Below are 15,320 nucleotides of genomic sequence, written 5' to 3'. Positions count from 1 at the left end.
CCGCTAGCTGAACGGCAGGCTGGCCAGCCGCTCGCGGAAGCGGGCGAGCAGGTCTCGCGCTCCTGCCTCGTTGAGCCCCGCCGAGGCCTCCTGACGGCCCTTGCGCAGGAAGGCGTCGAAGGGCGCCGAGCGGCCCGACAGCGCGCCCGCCGCCGTCACCGCCTCCTCCAGGACCCGCGCCGCGCCCGGAGAGCCCAGCTCCAGGTGCATCTCCACCTGCTCTAGCCGGACACCGCTCGCGGCCCACACCGCGCGGTCGTGCACGGTGAGCCACATGCGGGTCAGCTCCTCCATCGCCTCCTCCAGCAGCGCGAGGAAGGGCTCCACCAGTCCGGGCAGCACGTCCGGTCCCAGCGCGGCCTGCGTGCCCGCTTCGCGCAGCCGGCCTCGCGCCGCGACGATTTCGCGCTTGGTGGGCGTCTTCAGCGCGAGCGACGCGGGCAGGGACACGAACGCGGCCAGGCTCTCCTCGGCCTGCCTCGCCAGCGCGGGCCGCTGGGCGTCCGTGGCCTTCGCGGCGCGCTCCAGCCGGCCTTGCAGTGAGCGGCGCAGGTCGGCCGCGGCGCCACGCAGGGCCACGCGCGCGCCCACCTGGTTCGCGTAGCCGGGCACCACGTCCTCGCGGCGCACGTCCGCGAAGGCCGCGGCGGTGAGGTACACGAGGTCGCCGATGCGGTTGCGGAAGTCCGCGCGCGACGCGGCCAGCTCCGACATCAGCGTCCAGCGGTCGCTCACCACCTCCGGCCGGCGCATCTGCACGCCCAGCTCCTGCACGCGCTTGGACAGGCGCTCCGCGCTGGCGTGCAGCACGGCCTCCGCTTCCTGCGACAGGCGCTCGTCGGAGCTCGCGGGCGGCGGGGCCCAGCCGCCGTCATTGGTCGCGGCGGGGCGCGCGGGCGGCGGGAAGGCGTCGCGGATGGCGGCCACCAGCTTGTTGACGTCCGTCAGCGTCTCGCCGATGGCGGGCGCCATCGTCTCCCACAACGACAGGTCCGCGGCGTCGTCGGGTTCGGCGGTGGCGGGCTCGTACTTCACGATGCTCAGGTGCCCCAGCCGGTCGATGGCGACCGCGGCCGCCTGGTAGACCTTGCGCAGCCGCGTCGCGAAGTCGCGGTCCATCAAGGCTTCGAGCAGCGCATCCAGGCGGGGCGGCAGGGCATCCTGCGGGGGACGGTTCTTCGACACGGCCATGGCGCGTCACCCTAGCCCAGCCACCCCACGGATACGTCAACGGGGGGAGGTGGGGACCGGCTCCACGCTTTCCGGCGTACAGTGGAAAGACGGGGAGAAAACGCATGACAGGTGGCATCCAGCGCCGGCGATGGGTGGCCAGAGGGCTCGGGCTGTTGTTCGTGGGGGGAGGCCTGGCCTTCATGGTTTCCGGGCGGTGTCTGTCCGCCTGGATGTTCCAGGGCGTGGACGTGCGCGCGTGTCCGGACGGCGAGTTCCGCCAGACGGTGAGCATGGCCTCCAGCGCGCTCGCGCGGGGGGGCTCCAGCCGGGTGACGGTCTGGGCGGAGGCGCACGGGATGGACGCGAAGGGCCGTGAACTCCGGGCCTACGTGGGCCGGGGCACGGCGGCGCTGTTCCTGGTGGACGCGGCCGGCAAGGAGACGCCGCTGCCGCTGGATGACAAGGGCCGTTGGGAGCGCGAAGGCTCCGGTCCCCTGTCGGCGCCAGTGACGCTGCCCGCGGTGCCTGACGGCGATTACCAACTTCGCGCGCGCCTCACCACGCCGCTGGGCACCGGCACGGTGGACTCGGCGCTGCCCCTGTACGCGCCCGCGCGGGTTCGCGTGCTGACGGACCGGCCCCTCTACGAGCCCGGGCACCGGGTGCGCTTCCGCGCGGTGGCGCTGCGCGCGAAGGACCTGTCGCCGCTCGATGGACGGCCGGGGACGTGGAAGGTGACGGACCCCTCCGGCGAGGTGGTGCTGGAGGAGCGCGCGCCCGCCGGCAACTGGGGCGTGGTGGCGGGGGACTTCCCGCTGGACCGGGGCGCGCCCACGGGCACGTGGACGGTGTCGTGGACCAGCGGTGGCGCCTCCGGTGACGCGGCCTTCACGGTGGAGCCCTTCACGCTGCCGCGCCTGCGGATGGAGGCGAAGAGCCCCCGGCCCTTCTGGCGCGCCAACGACGCGCCGGAGGTGACGGGGCAGGTGTCGTACGCGTCCGGCGCGCCGGTGGCGGACACGGACGTGACGCTGGCGTGGAGCCACGCGGGCGCATGGCCTCCTCCGACGGAGTGGCTCCGGGGCGAGCTGCCCACGAAGGCGCGCACGGACGCCGCTGGCCGCTTCCGCGTGACGCTGCCGCGCGTGCCCCAGGACCTGCGCGGCCAGGCCACGCTGAGCGCGAGCCTGGAGGCGAAGGACCCCACGGGTGAGCCGGTGCGCGGTGGCGTGTCGCTCCTCCTGTCCGAGGACGCGCTGGCCGTGTCCTCCGTGACGGAGCTGGAGGACGGGCTGGTGGCGGGCTTCAACAACCGCGTCTACCTGCGCGCCACCACCGCGTCGGGCCAGGTGCTGCCGGGCGCGGAGGTGACGGTGACGCGCGCGTGGGACCCGCGCGACAAGGGCGTGAGCGCGGTGGCGGACGAGGACGGCGTGGCCGCCTTCCAGTTGGATCCGGGCCCCGCGGTGAACGTGGTGGTGCCGCCCCTGCCGGTGCGCGTGCAGCCGCGTCCGCCGTCCGTGTCGCTGGTGTCGTCCAAGGACCTGCTGGGCGCGCAGGGAGGACAGGCGTCGCTGGAGGATCAGCTCGCGCTGGAGCGGCTGCTGCCCGCGCTGCACCCTTGCGCGCGCTTCGTCTCTCCGGCCTCCGGCTCCGCCATGGCGGAGTTCGCGGTGCGGGTGGGCGCGGCCGGGCAGGTGCTGGACGTGGGTGGCGCGGAGGAGGGGCTGGAGGCGTGCATGGCGTCGGCGCTGCGCGCGAAAGGACTGCCGGCGCGCGCGGAGCGGATGCTCCAGCTTCGCTTCCAGGTCAGGGAGCCGGGCCTGCCCTCCTTCCGCTGGAACACGCAGGTCGCCTTCGGGGACGAGCGGGGCGTGAGCGAGGGGCTGACGCTCGCCGCGCTGGATGCGCGTTCGTGCCTGCCTCCCACGCTGGACCGCGCCGTGGCCATCCCTGGCGCGCTGACGTGGCGGCTGTGGGCGGACAAGCCGGAGCTGGCGCTGTCCTGGGTGGCGGAGCCCGCGCCGGATGACGCGCTCCCGGCGGCGGTGCTGGCGTGCGTGAAGGATCGCTTCGCGCGCATCCGCGCTCCGGCCTCGAAACAGGTGGGACGGGGGCTGTCGGAGGCCATGGGCGTGGTGCGCTTCATCGCGCAGCCCACGTACGGCGGAAACGGCATCCCCCGCCCGCCCCAGGCCACCACGTTCCTGGGCTACGAGTTGAAGGTCCGGGCGAAGTGGGATGGCCAGGACATGGGCGAGACGAAGCTCGTGCTGCGCCCCGCGCGCCTGCCGCCGCTGCGCGCCCGCGTGACGCCGGTGCTGGCGAAGGCCGGCGAGCCCGTGAAGGTGGAGCTGCTGCGCGGCCCCGGCTTCACGGGTGAGCTGCCCAAGACGCTGGAGCTGGTGGCGGGGCCGACGCGGCTCAAGGAGAAGCTGGACCCGGCCACGCGCTCCGCGCGCTTCACGCTGCCCCAGGACTTCGAGGGCTGGGCGCAGGTGGAGGGCGTGGCGGCGACCGCGCGCGTGTACGTGGCGCCCCGCGCGTCGCTGTCGGTGGAGGTGTCTCCGGACAAGCCCGCGTACGCGCCCGGAGAGCTGGCGCATCTCCAGGTCCACACGCGCGTGGACGGCAAGGACGGCGAGGCGGCGGTGGGCCTCTTCGGCGTGGACGAGACGTTGTCCCAGCTGGCGCCGCTGCCGGGCGCGGACGCGCTGGATGGGCTGCGGCCTGCTCCGTCGGTGGCCACGCCGGCCTTCGGCGTGCTGGACGGCCAGGCGCTGGCCATGGGCCGCATCCGGGGCGCGAACGCGGCCGCGGCGGCGCTCCTGCGCGTGAACGCGGTGCCCTCGCTGGAGGACGAGGAGCCGCCCCTGACGGCGAGCGCCACGAGCCCCTTCTCTCCGGACGCGGAGCTGACGGAGCCCTTCTACGCGGTGCTGACGGAGCTGCACGCGCGCACGCGCAAGTGGGAGGAGACCGCGCCCGAGGGTGAGACGTTGGACCCCGCGGGGCTCGCGCGGCTGTGGGCGGAGTCGCTCGCCACTTGTGAGCAGCGCGGGCAGAAGGTGACGGATGCGTTCGGCCGGAAGCTGCGCCTGTCGCGGCTGCCGCAGGACCTGCTGGCCCTCACGGATCCGCGCGCGGTGGTGGTGAATGGAACGCGGTTGCCGGAGGACGTCGTGAACTGGGGCGCGTGGGTCGCCCGGGAGGCGCCATGAAGCAGCGCTCGTGGATGTCCGGGGTCGTGGGCCTCGGGGTGGGGTTCGTGCTGGGCGGGGTGACGCTCGCGCTGGCGGCGGGGGATGTGATCCGCAAGACCATGGGGCAGTCCGCCGCCGCGCTCGCGGGGGACTCCATGAACCCCACCTTCGCCGCGCCAGGCTCCGGCGATGAGGGCCTGAAGCGCAAGGCGATGAAGAGCTTCGGCTCGTCGAACTCCTACGACGACGAGTCCGTCGGTTCGCGAGGAGGCGGCGGACGGGCCGAACCTCCGATGGCCGCGGCGCCCGTGATGGAGGTGGCGGCGCCTCCGGAGCCGGAGGAGGAAGGGGGCGTCAGCGAGGACAGGAACAGCGCGAGCACGGCGGCGCCCACCCGCGCGTGGTTCCCGGAGACGTTCCTCTTCGAGCCCCTGGTGGTGACGGACGCGAACGGCGTGGCGACGGTGCCGGTGCGCGTGCCGGACCGGCTGACGCAGTGGCGGGTGCTGGCGCTCGCGCACTCGCGCTCCGGCGCGCAGGCGGGGGCCGTGACGTCCTTCGCGGGCACGCTGCCCACGTACGTGGATCCGGTGCTGCCGCCCTTCCTTCGCGCGGGCGACACGGTGCGCCTGCCGGTGCAGGTGGTGAACACCACCGACAAGGCCGTGGAGGCCGCGCTCAAGGTGGACGTGAAGGGCGCGCAGGTGGAATCCGGCGCGCGCACGGTGCGGGTGCCCGCGCGCGGCAGCGTGGTGGAGCTGGTGACGGTGAAGGCCGGAGGCGCGGGGCCGGTGACGCTGCGTGCCTCGCTGGGGGACACGGACGCGGTGGTGCGCGACTTCGACGTGTGGGCCACCGGCCAGCCCGTGGTCCAGACGCGCGGCGGTTCACTGGCCGCACCGCGCACGCTGTCCCTGGTGGGCCCCGCGGACGCGCAGGCCGGCAGCGAGCGGGTGCGCTTGCAGGTGTACCCGGGCGCGCTGGGCATGGTGCGCGCGGAGCTGGCGACGGTGGAGCGCCGGCCGGTGGACGTGGCGGGGGACGCGTACGCGCTGCTGCTCGCGGGCCAGGCTCCGGAGCTCTTGAAGTCGCTGGGCGAGACGGCGGACCCCGCGGCGCTGAAGGCGCTGTCGTTGGTGGCGACGCAGCGGGTGCTGCGCGCGGCGCGGGCGCCGTCGGTGGAGGTGGCGACGCGGCTCGCGGAGGGCGCGCTGGCCCACCCGGACAACCCCGTGCTCGCGCGGCTGGGGGAGCGGCTGGTGGCGCAGGTGGCCCAGGCCCAGCGGCCGGACGGCACCTGCCAGGGCGGTGACGGCTGGACGCTCCAGCGGCTGCTGGTGGCGACGGCGAACTGTGCCCGCACGGTGCGCGCGGCGCAGGGCACCCCGGAGGGCAAGCAGCGCGCGGCGGCCTTCACCGTGCGCGCGTCGGGCGTCTTCGAGCGCTACCTGCCGCAGGTGAAGGATGGCTATACGGCGGCGGTGCTGTTGGCGGAGGGCGCCGCGGAGGGCGCCGTGGCGGACGCACTGCGCAGCCGCGTGCGCGAGGCGCTGAAGTCCGGCGCGGACGGCACCGCGTGGCTGCCGGTGGATCCGGACACGGTGCGCGCGGACGGGGAGATGCCCTCGGAGGCGGAGGCCACGGCGATGGCGGTGCTTGCCCTCCAGGGTGATGCGAAGGCGCCGCTCGCGGACCTGGGCGCCTGGCTGCTCGCGCACTACACGCCGGGCCTGGGCTGGGGGGATGGGCAGGCCAACCGCGTGGGGCTGCGCGCGGCGCTGGCCCTCTTCAAGGACCCGCTGCCCGCCCAGGTGCGCGTGACGGTAGCGCGCGACGGACAGGTCGTCACGGAGGGCACCTACGACACGAAGGCCTTGCGCGAGGTGCTGGCGCTGGAGGCCGCGGCGCCGGGCTCGGCGGGCATGCACACGTGGACCGTGCGCGCGGATCCCGCGGTGCCGGGGCTGGGCTTCTCCCTGGCGCTGTCCGCGGCGGTGCCGTGGAAGAGCGAGGTGAAGGGCGGCCTGCAGCTGGCCGTGACGGGGCCGAAGGAGGCGCGCGTGGGGCAGCTGACGAACGTGCGCGTCCAGGTGGGTGCTCCGTCCTCGTTGCCGCTGCGCTTCCAGCAGGAGCTGCCCGCTGGCGTGCAGGTGGACCCCGCGAGCCTGGCCGCGCTCGTGGCGTCCGGACAGGTGACCTCCTGGGATGTGCAGGATGGTGCGTTGTCCCTGGACCTTTCTCCCAGGGAGCAGGGCGCGCCGGTGCAGGTGGAGTTCCGCGTGCTGCCCACGCTCGCCGGGACGTTGCAGGCGGGCGCGGCGCGACTGGGCGTGCCTGGCCGGCCGGACATCACCGCGTCACTGCCGCCCACCACCTGGGCGGTGCGCTGACGCCCTCCGGTGCCGTGGGGTCATTCTCCACTCACGGCGCCGGTGCAGGTCCCTTCCGTCCGGCCTCGGGGGCGAGTGGAATGCGCGCCGGAAGCGCGGCAGGGGCCCGTTCCTCCGGGCGCCCCCCGCCCGGTGCAATCGCTGCCAGCGTGCGTACACTTCAGGGTGCACGGCGGAGATGCATTTGCGCGCGGCAGCGAGGAATTGGATGGAGCTTGAAGGCTCCGAACAGGAGGAACTGACCCACGCCCTCCTGGGCGCGTTCACCTCGGTGGAGGAACTCCTCCGGATGGTCGAGGTGAAATGCGGCCGCAGCCTGGTGCCCCCCGTCGAGCGGGAGGGGGCGGCGCGGGCTCGGGCGCTCGTGCGCACCGCGGAGGCGGAGGGGTGGACGGACGTGCTGGTGCGCGGCGCGCACGCGGCGGCGCCGGGCCATCCGCGCATCCGCCGCTTCCTGCAGAGCTACCTGTCCTCCGTGCAGCGCAGCGTGTCCGGCAGTGCCCTGGCGCGCATCGTCCAGCAGTCCAGGTTGGCGCTGACGCCGCAGGCCTGGCGCGACCGGCTGACCACGCTGTCGCGGCGCGTGTGCCGCGTGGAGCTGGAAGGCGGCCGCGCGCTGGGCACGGGCTTCCTGGTAGCGCCGGACATCGTCCTGACGAACTCGCACGTCATCGAGCACCGGCTGCTGGAGGCGCTGCGCGTGCGCTTCGATTTGAAGGTGCTGCCGGACCGCATCGCGGTGCACCCGGGCCGGGTGTACGCGGTGACGGCGTGCCTGGCGCAGAGTCCGCACAGCCCGGCGGACCTGATGCACCCGCGCCCGCGCGAGGCCACGCGCGACGAGCTGGACTACGCCTTCCTGCAGATTCAGGACGCCCCCGGCGAGGACCGGATGGGGGACCGGCCGCGCGGCTTCGTCCCGCTGGCCCCGTCGTCGCCCACGGCGTTCGCGCCCGGCGCGCTGGCGCTCGTGGTGCAGCACCCGAAGGGGCGGCCCATGCAGGTGGCGCTGGACACGTTCCAGGCGGTCAACCGCTCCCAGACGCGAGTCACGTACTGCACCAACACGCACCCGGGCTCGTCCGGGTCGCCGTGCTTCACGCCGGACCTGGAGCTGGTCGCGCTGCATCACAGTGGAGATCCGCGCCCCGGCCACGAATCCGCCGAGGACGACGAGGGCATCCCCCTGGACACCATCCGCGCGAGCCTGTCCGGGGGCGTGCTGCGCCGCCTGGGCTGGGAGTGACGAGGCCGGGCCCCGGTCTTCCAGAACCTGTCCGACTGTCGGACAGGTTCGTGCGGTGCGCCGCCAACAGCGAGCCTGGAAGCACGGCTGCTACACCCCTGTGACGAGCCCTCGGATCCGCACGCGTGGACGCGCATGCGAGCGCGGAGGAGGGGACTGCTATCGTCCCCGCGCATGAGCCTTCCCGCTCGAAGCACCCTGGCCGCGAAGGTCCTGTCCCACGCCAGCGCGTGGCTCATGTGCACCGTGTTGTGCCTGCTGCCCATGCTCGCGGGCGCGGCGCCGCGCTTCGGCCTCGCGGGCCTGTCCTCCAACAACGAGGTGCGCCTGCGCACGTCCACCGCCCACCTGGAGACGGTGCTGCGCGTGGACCTGCTGCCCACGCCCACGGAAGCGGCTCCGGACTCACCGCGCGACGCGGGCGCGGAGGCCACGCGGGTGACGGTGCTGGTGGATCCTCTGCTCGCGGCGGACGGCACGCAGGCGCCGGTGACGGTGCGCGTGGGCACGACGGAAGGCGCGGCGGAGGTGCCCATCTCCGTGCGACAGCCGGTGACGGTGACGCTGTCCGCGGACCTGCCCGCGGCCGGCGACTATCACGGTCGCGTGGTGCTCCTGGGTGACGGCGTGCGGGAGGTCATCCCGCTCGTCGTGCGGCGCGTGGCGGTGGCGCCCACGGTGCAGTTCTATCCGGTGGCCCCCGCGCGCGGCTGGACGCTGGGGCCGTTCTCCGGCAAGGCCACGGTGCGGCTGACCTTCCGGGAGACGGCGGGCGTGGGCGGCGCGGTGGGGCCCGCGGCGGTGGTGCAGCTGGACCGCAGGGCGAGCGGCTCGGGAGACGGTGCGGCGCCCGTTCAGGCGCAGGACGCGAAGTGGTTCTTCCGCGGACCGGATGGCCAGCCGCAGGGCTCGGGGAAGGAGGGCATCCTCCAGGTGCCCGCCTACGGCACCGGCCTGCTGAGCCTGGACGTGGACGACCTGCCGGAGTCCGGCGAGTACACCGGCACGGTGCGGCTGCTCGTGCCGGAGGGCGCGGCGGTGGAGCAGGCCTTCACCGTCTGGGTGAAGACGCCCGCGATGTTCGGCGCGTTCCTCATCTTCCTGGGCGTGGTGACGTCCGCGGCGGTGCGCTTCTACGTGCAGCGCGTGCGCCCGCGCGTGAACCTGCGCAGCCGCGCGGAGGCCGCGCGCCAGAAGCTGCAATCGCTGGTGCCCGCCCGTCCGCTGGAGCGCGAGGCCACCGTGGCCGCGTCGCTGCGCCGTCAGGTGGACGCGCTCCTCGCGGACATCCAGCGGCCGCTGAGCGGGCTCGTCGTGCAGGACTCCGTGCTCGCCCTCTTCGAGGCGCGCCTCCAGCTGTTCTCGCTCTGGTCCGTGCTGCTGCGGCAGTTGGAGGGGCTCAAGGGCGTGGCGCTGCTGGACGCGGAGCGCAAGCTCAAGGCGGTGGAGACGCTGCTCCAGAATGATCAGGCCACGTCCGCGGACTTCACCGAACAGGCGCAGCTGCTGCGCACGCTCGACCTGGAGGCGGTGGCCCGCGCGGTGCTGGAGGCGCGGCTGACGGAGCTGGAGCAGCAGTCGCGGACGCTGTCCTCCCAGCGCGGGGATGACCCCGTCAGCCGCCGGCTCCAGGGCGAGCTGCCCCTGTACGTGCTGCGCGCGCGTCAGCAGTTGCCGGGGCCCGACCTGGAGGCGTCGCGCCGGCTGGTGGAGACCGCGCGCGAGGCGTTCCTCGAAATCCTCCTGACGGACCTGGAGGACGCCTTCACCGCGAAGGAGCTGCCCGGCGGCTTCACGCAGGAGGAGTGGGCGGCGCTGCGCCTGCGCGTGGGCGAACAGCTGGCCCGGGCGCGGGCCCGCATGTCCGCCAGCGTGGACGAGGCGTACCTCTACTACCAGTCCGCGCACGCGCTGTACCTGCGCGAGCTGGTGGACAACCTGGAGGAGGCGCTGACGCAGCTCCAAGCCCAGGCCGGCGGTGGCCTGGACACCCTGGCGGACTGGCGGACCGCGGTGGACGCGCGGCTGGCGTCGGCGCGCGAGCAGTTGGACAAGGGCGAAGCGAACCTGGCCGCGGCGGAGTACCGCGCCGCCCGAGAGGACTTCGCGCGCCACGTCACGCTCCCTCCGCCCCCGGTGTCCACGGGCGGCCGGCTGGCCCTGGAGTCCGTTCCCTCCGCCGTGACGCTGGACCCCTTCTCGCAGCCGGCCATGGAGTCGCCGCCGCCACCGGCATCGCCGCTGCCCGGCGGGCCCGCCACCGGGAACCTCTCCCCCCTGCCGCCGTCGTCCACCAAGGCGAGCACCGACGCGCTGGTGAACCTGGATTGGATTCCCCTGCCGCGATCGAGGGACCTGTGGAAGGTGGAGCTCGCGGTGCTGGGGATGATGTCCATCATCGCGGTGCTGCTGGGGCTCCAGGTGTTGGACGTCTTCGCGCCCACGTGGGGCGGCTCCGGCGCGTGGATGACCGCCTTCCTCTGGGGCTTCGGCCTGCATCAGGTGGGCAACGCCACCTTCGACGGCCTGTGGGGCATGGTGTCGCGGCTGGAGAAGTAGCGTCAGGCCTTCTTGCCGCGGATGGCGCGCGCGGCCAGCTTGTCCACCAGCGCGGGCGCCACCAGCTTGAGCACCAGCCCCACGCGGCCGGTGAGCGTCATCACCAGCTCGCGCTCGCGGCGCTCCATGGCGTTCAGGATGAGGGCCACGCAGGTGTCCACGTCCATGGTGGGGCCCGCTTCGTCGCGAGGGCTCTGTCCCAGGGGCTGGCCCTCCGGACCCAGCGCGTGCGCGCGGATGTCCGTGGCCACGAAGCCCGGTGACACCACGAGCACGTCCGTGCCGGTGCCCAACAGTTCGATGCGCAGCGAATCGAAGAAGCCCTGCATGGCGTGCTTGCTGCCGGCGTAGCCGGTGCGCATGGGCACGCCCGTCTTGCCCGTCAGCGACGACACGGCGACGAGCAATCCCTTGCGAGCCTTCACATGCGGCAGCGCGTGGAAGGTGCAGTGCACCGCGCCCAGGTAGTTGATGCGCATGAGGCGCTCATAGAGGCCCAGGTCCTTCACGTCCTCGAAGCGCGAGTGCATGGTGATGCCCGCGTTGTTGACGAGCACGTCCACGCCGCCGAACGCCTCCACCGTGCGCTCCACCAGGCTGCGGCACGCCTCCGGGTCGCCCACGTCGGTGGGCACGGCCAGCGCCTTGCCGCCCGCGGCCTCGCACTTCGCCTTCACGCGCTCCAGCGCCTGGGCATCCCGCGCCGCCAGCGCCACGTTCGCGCCCCGGCCGGCCAGGGCCACCGCCAGCGCCTCGCCGATGCCCGCGGAGGCACCGGTGACAATCACGGTCTTTGCTTGCATGGCCCCATCCTCTCAGGGGCGCGGCCCTTCAGCCATGGCCTCCCGCGAACCGCTCCGCGAAGTGCAGCCCGCCAATGAGCAGCAGCCCGCACAGGAAGCCCACCACGCGCTGGCGCGTGTCCGGACCCCGGCGCAGCTCCGGCAGCAGGTCCACCGCGCCGATGTAGAGGAACGAGCCTCCGGCGATGGCCAGCACCGTGCCCTGGAGCGAGGGCAGGTACCGGGTGCCCAGCAGCACGCCCGCCGCGCCCACCGCGGCGGTGAGCTGCACCGCGCCCAGCGCGACCAGCGACCTCGCGCGAGTCCACCCCGCGGCGCGCAGGAGCGCGTAGTCGCCCACCTCCTGCGGCAGCTCGTGGACGATGACGGCGAACGCGGTGGCGAAGCCCGCTTCCGGCGAAACGAGGAAGGCCGCCGCGACCGCCGCGCCGTCACCCACGTTGTGCAACGCATCCGATGCGAGCAGCGCGGTGGGCAGCGTGGGCGAGACCGGGTGGGCGTGATGGCCGTGCGCGTGTCCGGCGGCGGCCTCCGCGTCGTGATGGTGATGGCCCAGGGCCCACTCCATGAGCGTCAGCACGACGAAGCTGGCGAAGGCCCACGCGAAGGCCGCGTCGCCCTTGGCCTCCACCGCCTTCGGCAGCACCTCCAGGAACACCGCGCTCAGGAGCGTGCCGGCAGCGAAGGCCACCAGCGCGGGCAGGCGCCGTTGCAGCCAGCGCTCGGACAGCACTCCGCCCGCGAGCCCGGCCAGGCCGTCCAGCCCCACCGCGATGAAGACGAGCAGGACGGTCTGGGTATCCATCATGGGGCCATCAGCCACGCGAGCACGCCCTGGGGACTGTCCACGTGCACGAAGTGGCCGGCGTCCGGGAGGAAGGCCACGGGGCAGCCGCCGTCCTCCAGGCGCTGGGCGCTCTCATCGGACACGTACCGGCTGCGCCCGCCGCGGATGCAGCGCAGGGGCGGATGCACGGGGCGCTCCACCGCGGGCCAGAGGTCCTCTCCGTTGACGCGGCGGTGGAGCCGGAGGAGCGCGTCGCGGTCGAAGCGCCAGCGCACGCCGTCACCGTCGGGCGTGAGGTTCATGAGGAGCCAGTCCGACAGCGCCTCCGACAGGCCGTTGCCAATGAGGTTCGCGCGCAGGTCCTTGCGGCTGTCCGCGCGCGGCGGGGCCTTCAGGAGGATGTCCAGGACATAGCCGCTGTCCGACAGGTTCAGCGGCACGGGCCCGGGCGCGATGTCGAGCAGCGCCACGCTGCGCACGCGCTCGGAGGACTCCAGGCTGGCGGCCAGGGACACGCGGCCGCCCAGTGAATGGCCCACCCAGTCCACGGCGCCGGTGAAGCCCTGCGCGTCGAGCGTGTCCACCACGTCGCGCGCGAGCGTGGTCAGGTCCGCGTCCGGATGCAGGGCGGGGGACGTGCCGTGGCCGGTGAGGTCGGGCAGGAGGATGCGGCGGCGCGGATCAGCCTGGGTCCACGCGACGGCCAGCGAGCGCAAGTTGCGGCCCGTGCCGAGGAAGCCGTGCAACATCACCGTGAGCACATCACCCGTGCCCACCTGAAAACTTTCGAGCACCACGCCACCACCGCCTTGTGTCGCATGCCTTGACCTGGGGGCACGCCTGCCGCTTCATACCGCGAACCCCCCTTTCGTCGAGGTGAACCCGATGGCATCCGTCTCCTGGTTGTTGCTGGCGCTCGGCGCCAACCCCGTCGCTGCTCCGGCCGCGGCCCAGGCCCCGGCCGACCCGAAGGTCGCGGTGACCACGGTGCTGGACGACTGGCACCGCGCGGCGGCGGTGGCCAACGAGGCGCGCTACTTCTCCTTCTTCACGCCGGACGCGGTCTTCATGGGCACGGACGGCGAGGAGCGCTGGACGGTGGACCAGTTCCGCGCGTGGTCGAAGCCCTACTTCTCCAAGGGCAAGGCGTGGTCCTTCAAGTCGGTGTCCCGCAACGTGTTCTTCTCCAAGGACGGCCAGGTCGCCTGGTTCGACGAGGCGCTGGACACGCCCAACCTGGGCCCCGCGCGCGGCAGCGGCGTGCTGGTGAAGGACGCGGCCGGTTGGAAGATCGCCCAGTACAACCTCTCCGTCCCCATCCCCAACGACCTGATGGGCGAGGTGACGAACCGCATCGCCACGTACTCCAAGGCAAAGCCCGCCACACCGCCCGCGCCGGCAGCCCAGCCCGCGAAGAAGCCCTGATCGCGATGCCCGCCTGCGTCATGGCCGCGCTCCATGACAGAACCATGACAAACGCATGGCGGAGCTGAGGCCCTCCGCCATTTCCTACGCTGTACGTTGGGGTCCTTCGCCGCTCTGTACCGGAGGCCCCAACGCATGCGTGTCATCACCCCCGACCTTCTCGTCGCGGCCGTGACGGAACTCTCCCGGGGATCGAAGCTGGTCCGACTGAAGGACGTTCAGGCGTGGTGTGAGTGGAACGGCGTGGATGCGCAGGGCGACGGCCTCCGGAACCAGGCGCTCTGGGAAGCGGAGCGCGCCGAGGCCCAGGGTCAGCGCCGGCTGCTGAAGTTCAAGAGCGGCGAGTGCAAGCAGTCCCGCCTGGGCTGGGCGCTCATCCCCCACGGGACCAAGGCGCGCGAGCTGGCCACGGACCTGCGCTGGTGCGAACAGTCATGGAACGGCATGGACTGGGAGTGGGTGGGCGGAGTCGCTCCCGTCCCCGAGCGCCGGCCCAACCGGATGCGGAACGAGGAGCAGGCGCCCGCCTCGCCGTGAGCCCCTGATCCGCAGCCAGAGCTCGCGGAACGCCACCACGACTGAAGGGATCACGCCGGCCCGGGGCGGCACCGCGCCCCGGTGGCTTCAGACCGCGTCCTGGATGTTGTTCAGGTACGTGTCGATGCCGTGCTTGCCGTCCAGGGCGAAGACCTCGCCGTTCCCGGGGGAGTCGAAGGTGTGGATGGTGGCGCCCTCGGGATACTGGGTGGACGGGCCGCCGTTGAGGATGCCGATGCCGGGGAAGAGGCCGGACGCGATGCCGCTGACGATGTCCGTCACCGGGTTGAACGCGTGCGTGCCCAGCCACGTGGGCACGGGGTCCTGCTTGTTCACGTAGAAGGTGTACTTGGGCCCGTCCGGGAACGTCTTGCCCGCGCCCGCGAAGGTGGAGACGTTGATGTTCCCGAGCAGCGCCTCGCGCTTGTCGCGGTTGCCGTCGCCGAAGATGGGCAGGTTTCCCCAGAAGCCGCCCATGTCGTCCTTGATGCGGTTGTCCACCTCGCGCAGCGCGCTCGACACGATGGCGCCACCCTGGCTGTAGCCGGTGACGTTGACCTTCTTGCCGGCCTGCAAGTCCCTGTAGATGGCGTCCGCCAGCGTCTGGGCCGCCTTGTTGTCTCCGAGGCCCAGCCGGTCCAGGCCCGTCTGCGTCACGTCCGCGGGCAGTCCCTCCGTGGCGTTGTAGATGGGCACCACGTTGGTGCCCGACTCGTTCGCCAGCTTCTGGGCCTCGCCCGTGGCGTTCCCGTCTCCCTGCGGCTGCGTGAGGATGCCGTTGACGTGGTACGTCGTCGGCGTCGGGGAGGCGATGGGCTTCTCCGGCTTGAACGGCGGCACCTCCGAGACGGAGAACTTGTCCGGCGGATAGGCGTAGCCGTCCGAGCCCAGGTACATGCCGTCGTAGGTCTTCGGATCCGCGCTCGAGTCGATCTTCAGCGCGCCGCGGGCCACCTTCGTCGCCTCATCCAGCTGCACCGTGCCGGCCTGGACCGTGCCCGTGTTGGACTGGATGGGCGGCAGGTTCGCGTTGCCCGGGGTGGGGGAGGAGGCGCGCTTCGCCTCGAAGACGTCCTTGGCCGCCAGAGGGCGCGCGAGCGCGTTCTTCGCCACGGGACCGGACTGCTCCTCCACGGCGCGCGGCGTCACCTGCCGGACTCCGCCTCTTCCCACTCCGTCGATGGACATGTCCCGGAC

The 15,320-nt window shown here is 73.2% G+C and carries 11 protein-coding genes; 6 read left to right on the top strand and 5 right to left on the bottom strand.

The features are described 5' to 3' along the window. Positions 1 to 3: 3 nt before the first annotated feature. Entirely contained in the window at positions 4 to 1,191 is a 1,188-nt protein-coding gene (locus D7X30_RS08430; protein ID WP_120562320.1) for a hypothetical protein, read from the bottom strand. Positions 1,192 to 1,295: 104 nt separating this feature from the next. On the opposite strand from D7X30_RS08430, the gene D7X30_RS08425 reads away from it, so the two are divergent. The 4 genes from D7X30_RS08425 (at position 1,296) to D7X30_RS08410 (ending at position 10,571) form a co-directional block, all read left to right on the top strand. After that, the gene (locus D7X30_RS08425; protein ID WP_120562319.1) at positions 1,296 to 4,394 is read left to right on the top strand and encodes an MG2 domain-containing protein; all 3,099 of its coding nucleotides are present in this window, start codon (positions 1,296 to 1,298) and stop codon (positions 4,392 to 4,394) included. Then, positions 4,391 to 6,766 (top strand): alpha-2-macroglobulin family protein, encoded by a 2,376-nt coding sequence (locus D7X30_RS08420; RefSeq protein ID WP_199724207.1) that lies wholly within the window; start codon positions 4,391 to 4,393, stop codon positions 6,764 to 6,766. The genes D7X30_RS08425 and D7X30_RS08420 overlap by 4 nt, the downstream gene beginning before the upstream one ends. A 208-nt stretch (positions 6,767 to 6,974) precedes the next feature. Continuing rightward, positions 6,975 to 8,012 carry a trypsin-like peptidase domain-containing protein gene (locus D7X30_RS08415; protein WP_120562317.1) on the top strand — a complete coding sequence of 346 codons (1,038 nt, stop codon included), beginning with the start codon at positions 6,975 to 6,977 and terminating at the stop codon, positions 8,010 to 8,012. A gap of 174 nt (positions 8,013 to 8,186) precedes the next feature. Next, complete coding sequence (locus tag D7X30_RS08410; RefSeq protein WP_120562316.1) at positions 8,187 to 10,571, top strand: hypothetical protein; 2,385 nt, start codon at positions 8,187 to 8,189, stop codon at positions 10,569 to 10,571. Positions 10,572 to 10,573: 2 nt separating this feature from the next. Here the strand turns inward: D7X30_RS08410 and D7X30_RS08405 are convergent, their stop codons facing one another. From D7X30_RS08405 to D7X30_RS08395, 3 genes are read right to left on the bottom strand one after another with little or no spacing between them, the layout of a single operon-like run. Continuing rightward, positions 10,574 to 11,374 carry an SDR family oxidoreductase gene (locus tag D7X30_RS08405; protein WP_120562315.1) on the bottom strand — a complete coding sequence of 267 codons (801 nt, stop codon included), beginning with the start codon at positions 11,372 to 11,374 and terminating at the stop codon, positions 10,574 to 10,576. 28 nt (positions 11,375 to 11,402) lie between these two features. Continuing rightward, entirely contained in the window at positions 11,403 to 12,182 is a 780-nt protein-coding gene (locus tag D7X30_RS08400; RefSeq protein WP_120562314.1) for a ZIP family metal transporter, read from the bottom strand. Then, entirely contained in the window at positions 12,179 to 12,958 is a 780-nt protein-coding gene (locus D7X30_RS08395) for an alpha/beta fold hydrolase (protein WP_120562313.1), read from the bottom strand. The genes D7X30_RS08400 and D7X30_RS08395 overlap by 4 nt, the downstream gene beginning before the upstream one ends. A gap of 88 nt (positions 12,959 to 13,046) precedes the next feature. On the opposite strand from D7X30_RS08395, the gene D7X30_RS08390 reads away from it, so the two are divergent. Then, positions 13,047 to 13,586 carry a nuclear transport factor 2 family protein gene (locus tag D7X30_RS08390; protein WP_120562312.1) on the top strand — a complete coding sequence of 180 codons (540 nt, stop codon included), beginning with the start codon at positions 13,047 to 13,049 and terminating at the stop codon, positions 13,584 to 13,586. Positions 13,587 to 13,721: 135 nt separating this feature from the next. Continuing rightward, complete coding sequence (locus tag D7X30_RS08385) at positions 13,722 to 14,123, top strand: hypothetical protein (RefSeq protein WP_120562311.1); 402 nt, start codon at positions 13,722 to 13,724, stop codon at positions 14,121 to 14,123. 87 nt (positions 14,124 to 14,210) lie between these two features. Here the strand turns inward: D7X30_RS08385 and D7X30_RS08380 are convergent, their stop codons facing one another. Further along, the gene (locus D7X30_RS08380; protein ID WP_120562310.1) at positions 14,211 to 15,311 is read right to left on the bottom strand and encodes a PE-PPE domain-containing protein; all 1,101 of its coding nucleotides are present in this window, start codon (positions 15,309 to 15,311) and stop codon (positions 14,211 to 14,213) included. Positions 15,312 to 15,320: the final 9 nt, after the last annotated feature.

Source organism: Corallococcus sp. AB011P (assembly GCF_003611605.1).
GTDB lineage: Bacteria > Myxococcota > Myxococcia > Myxococcales > Myxococcaceae > Corallococcus > Corallococcus coralloides.
This window is presented reverse-complemented; position numbering and strand designations above follow the sequence as displayed.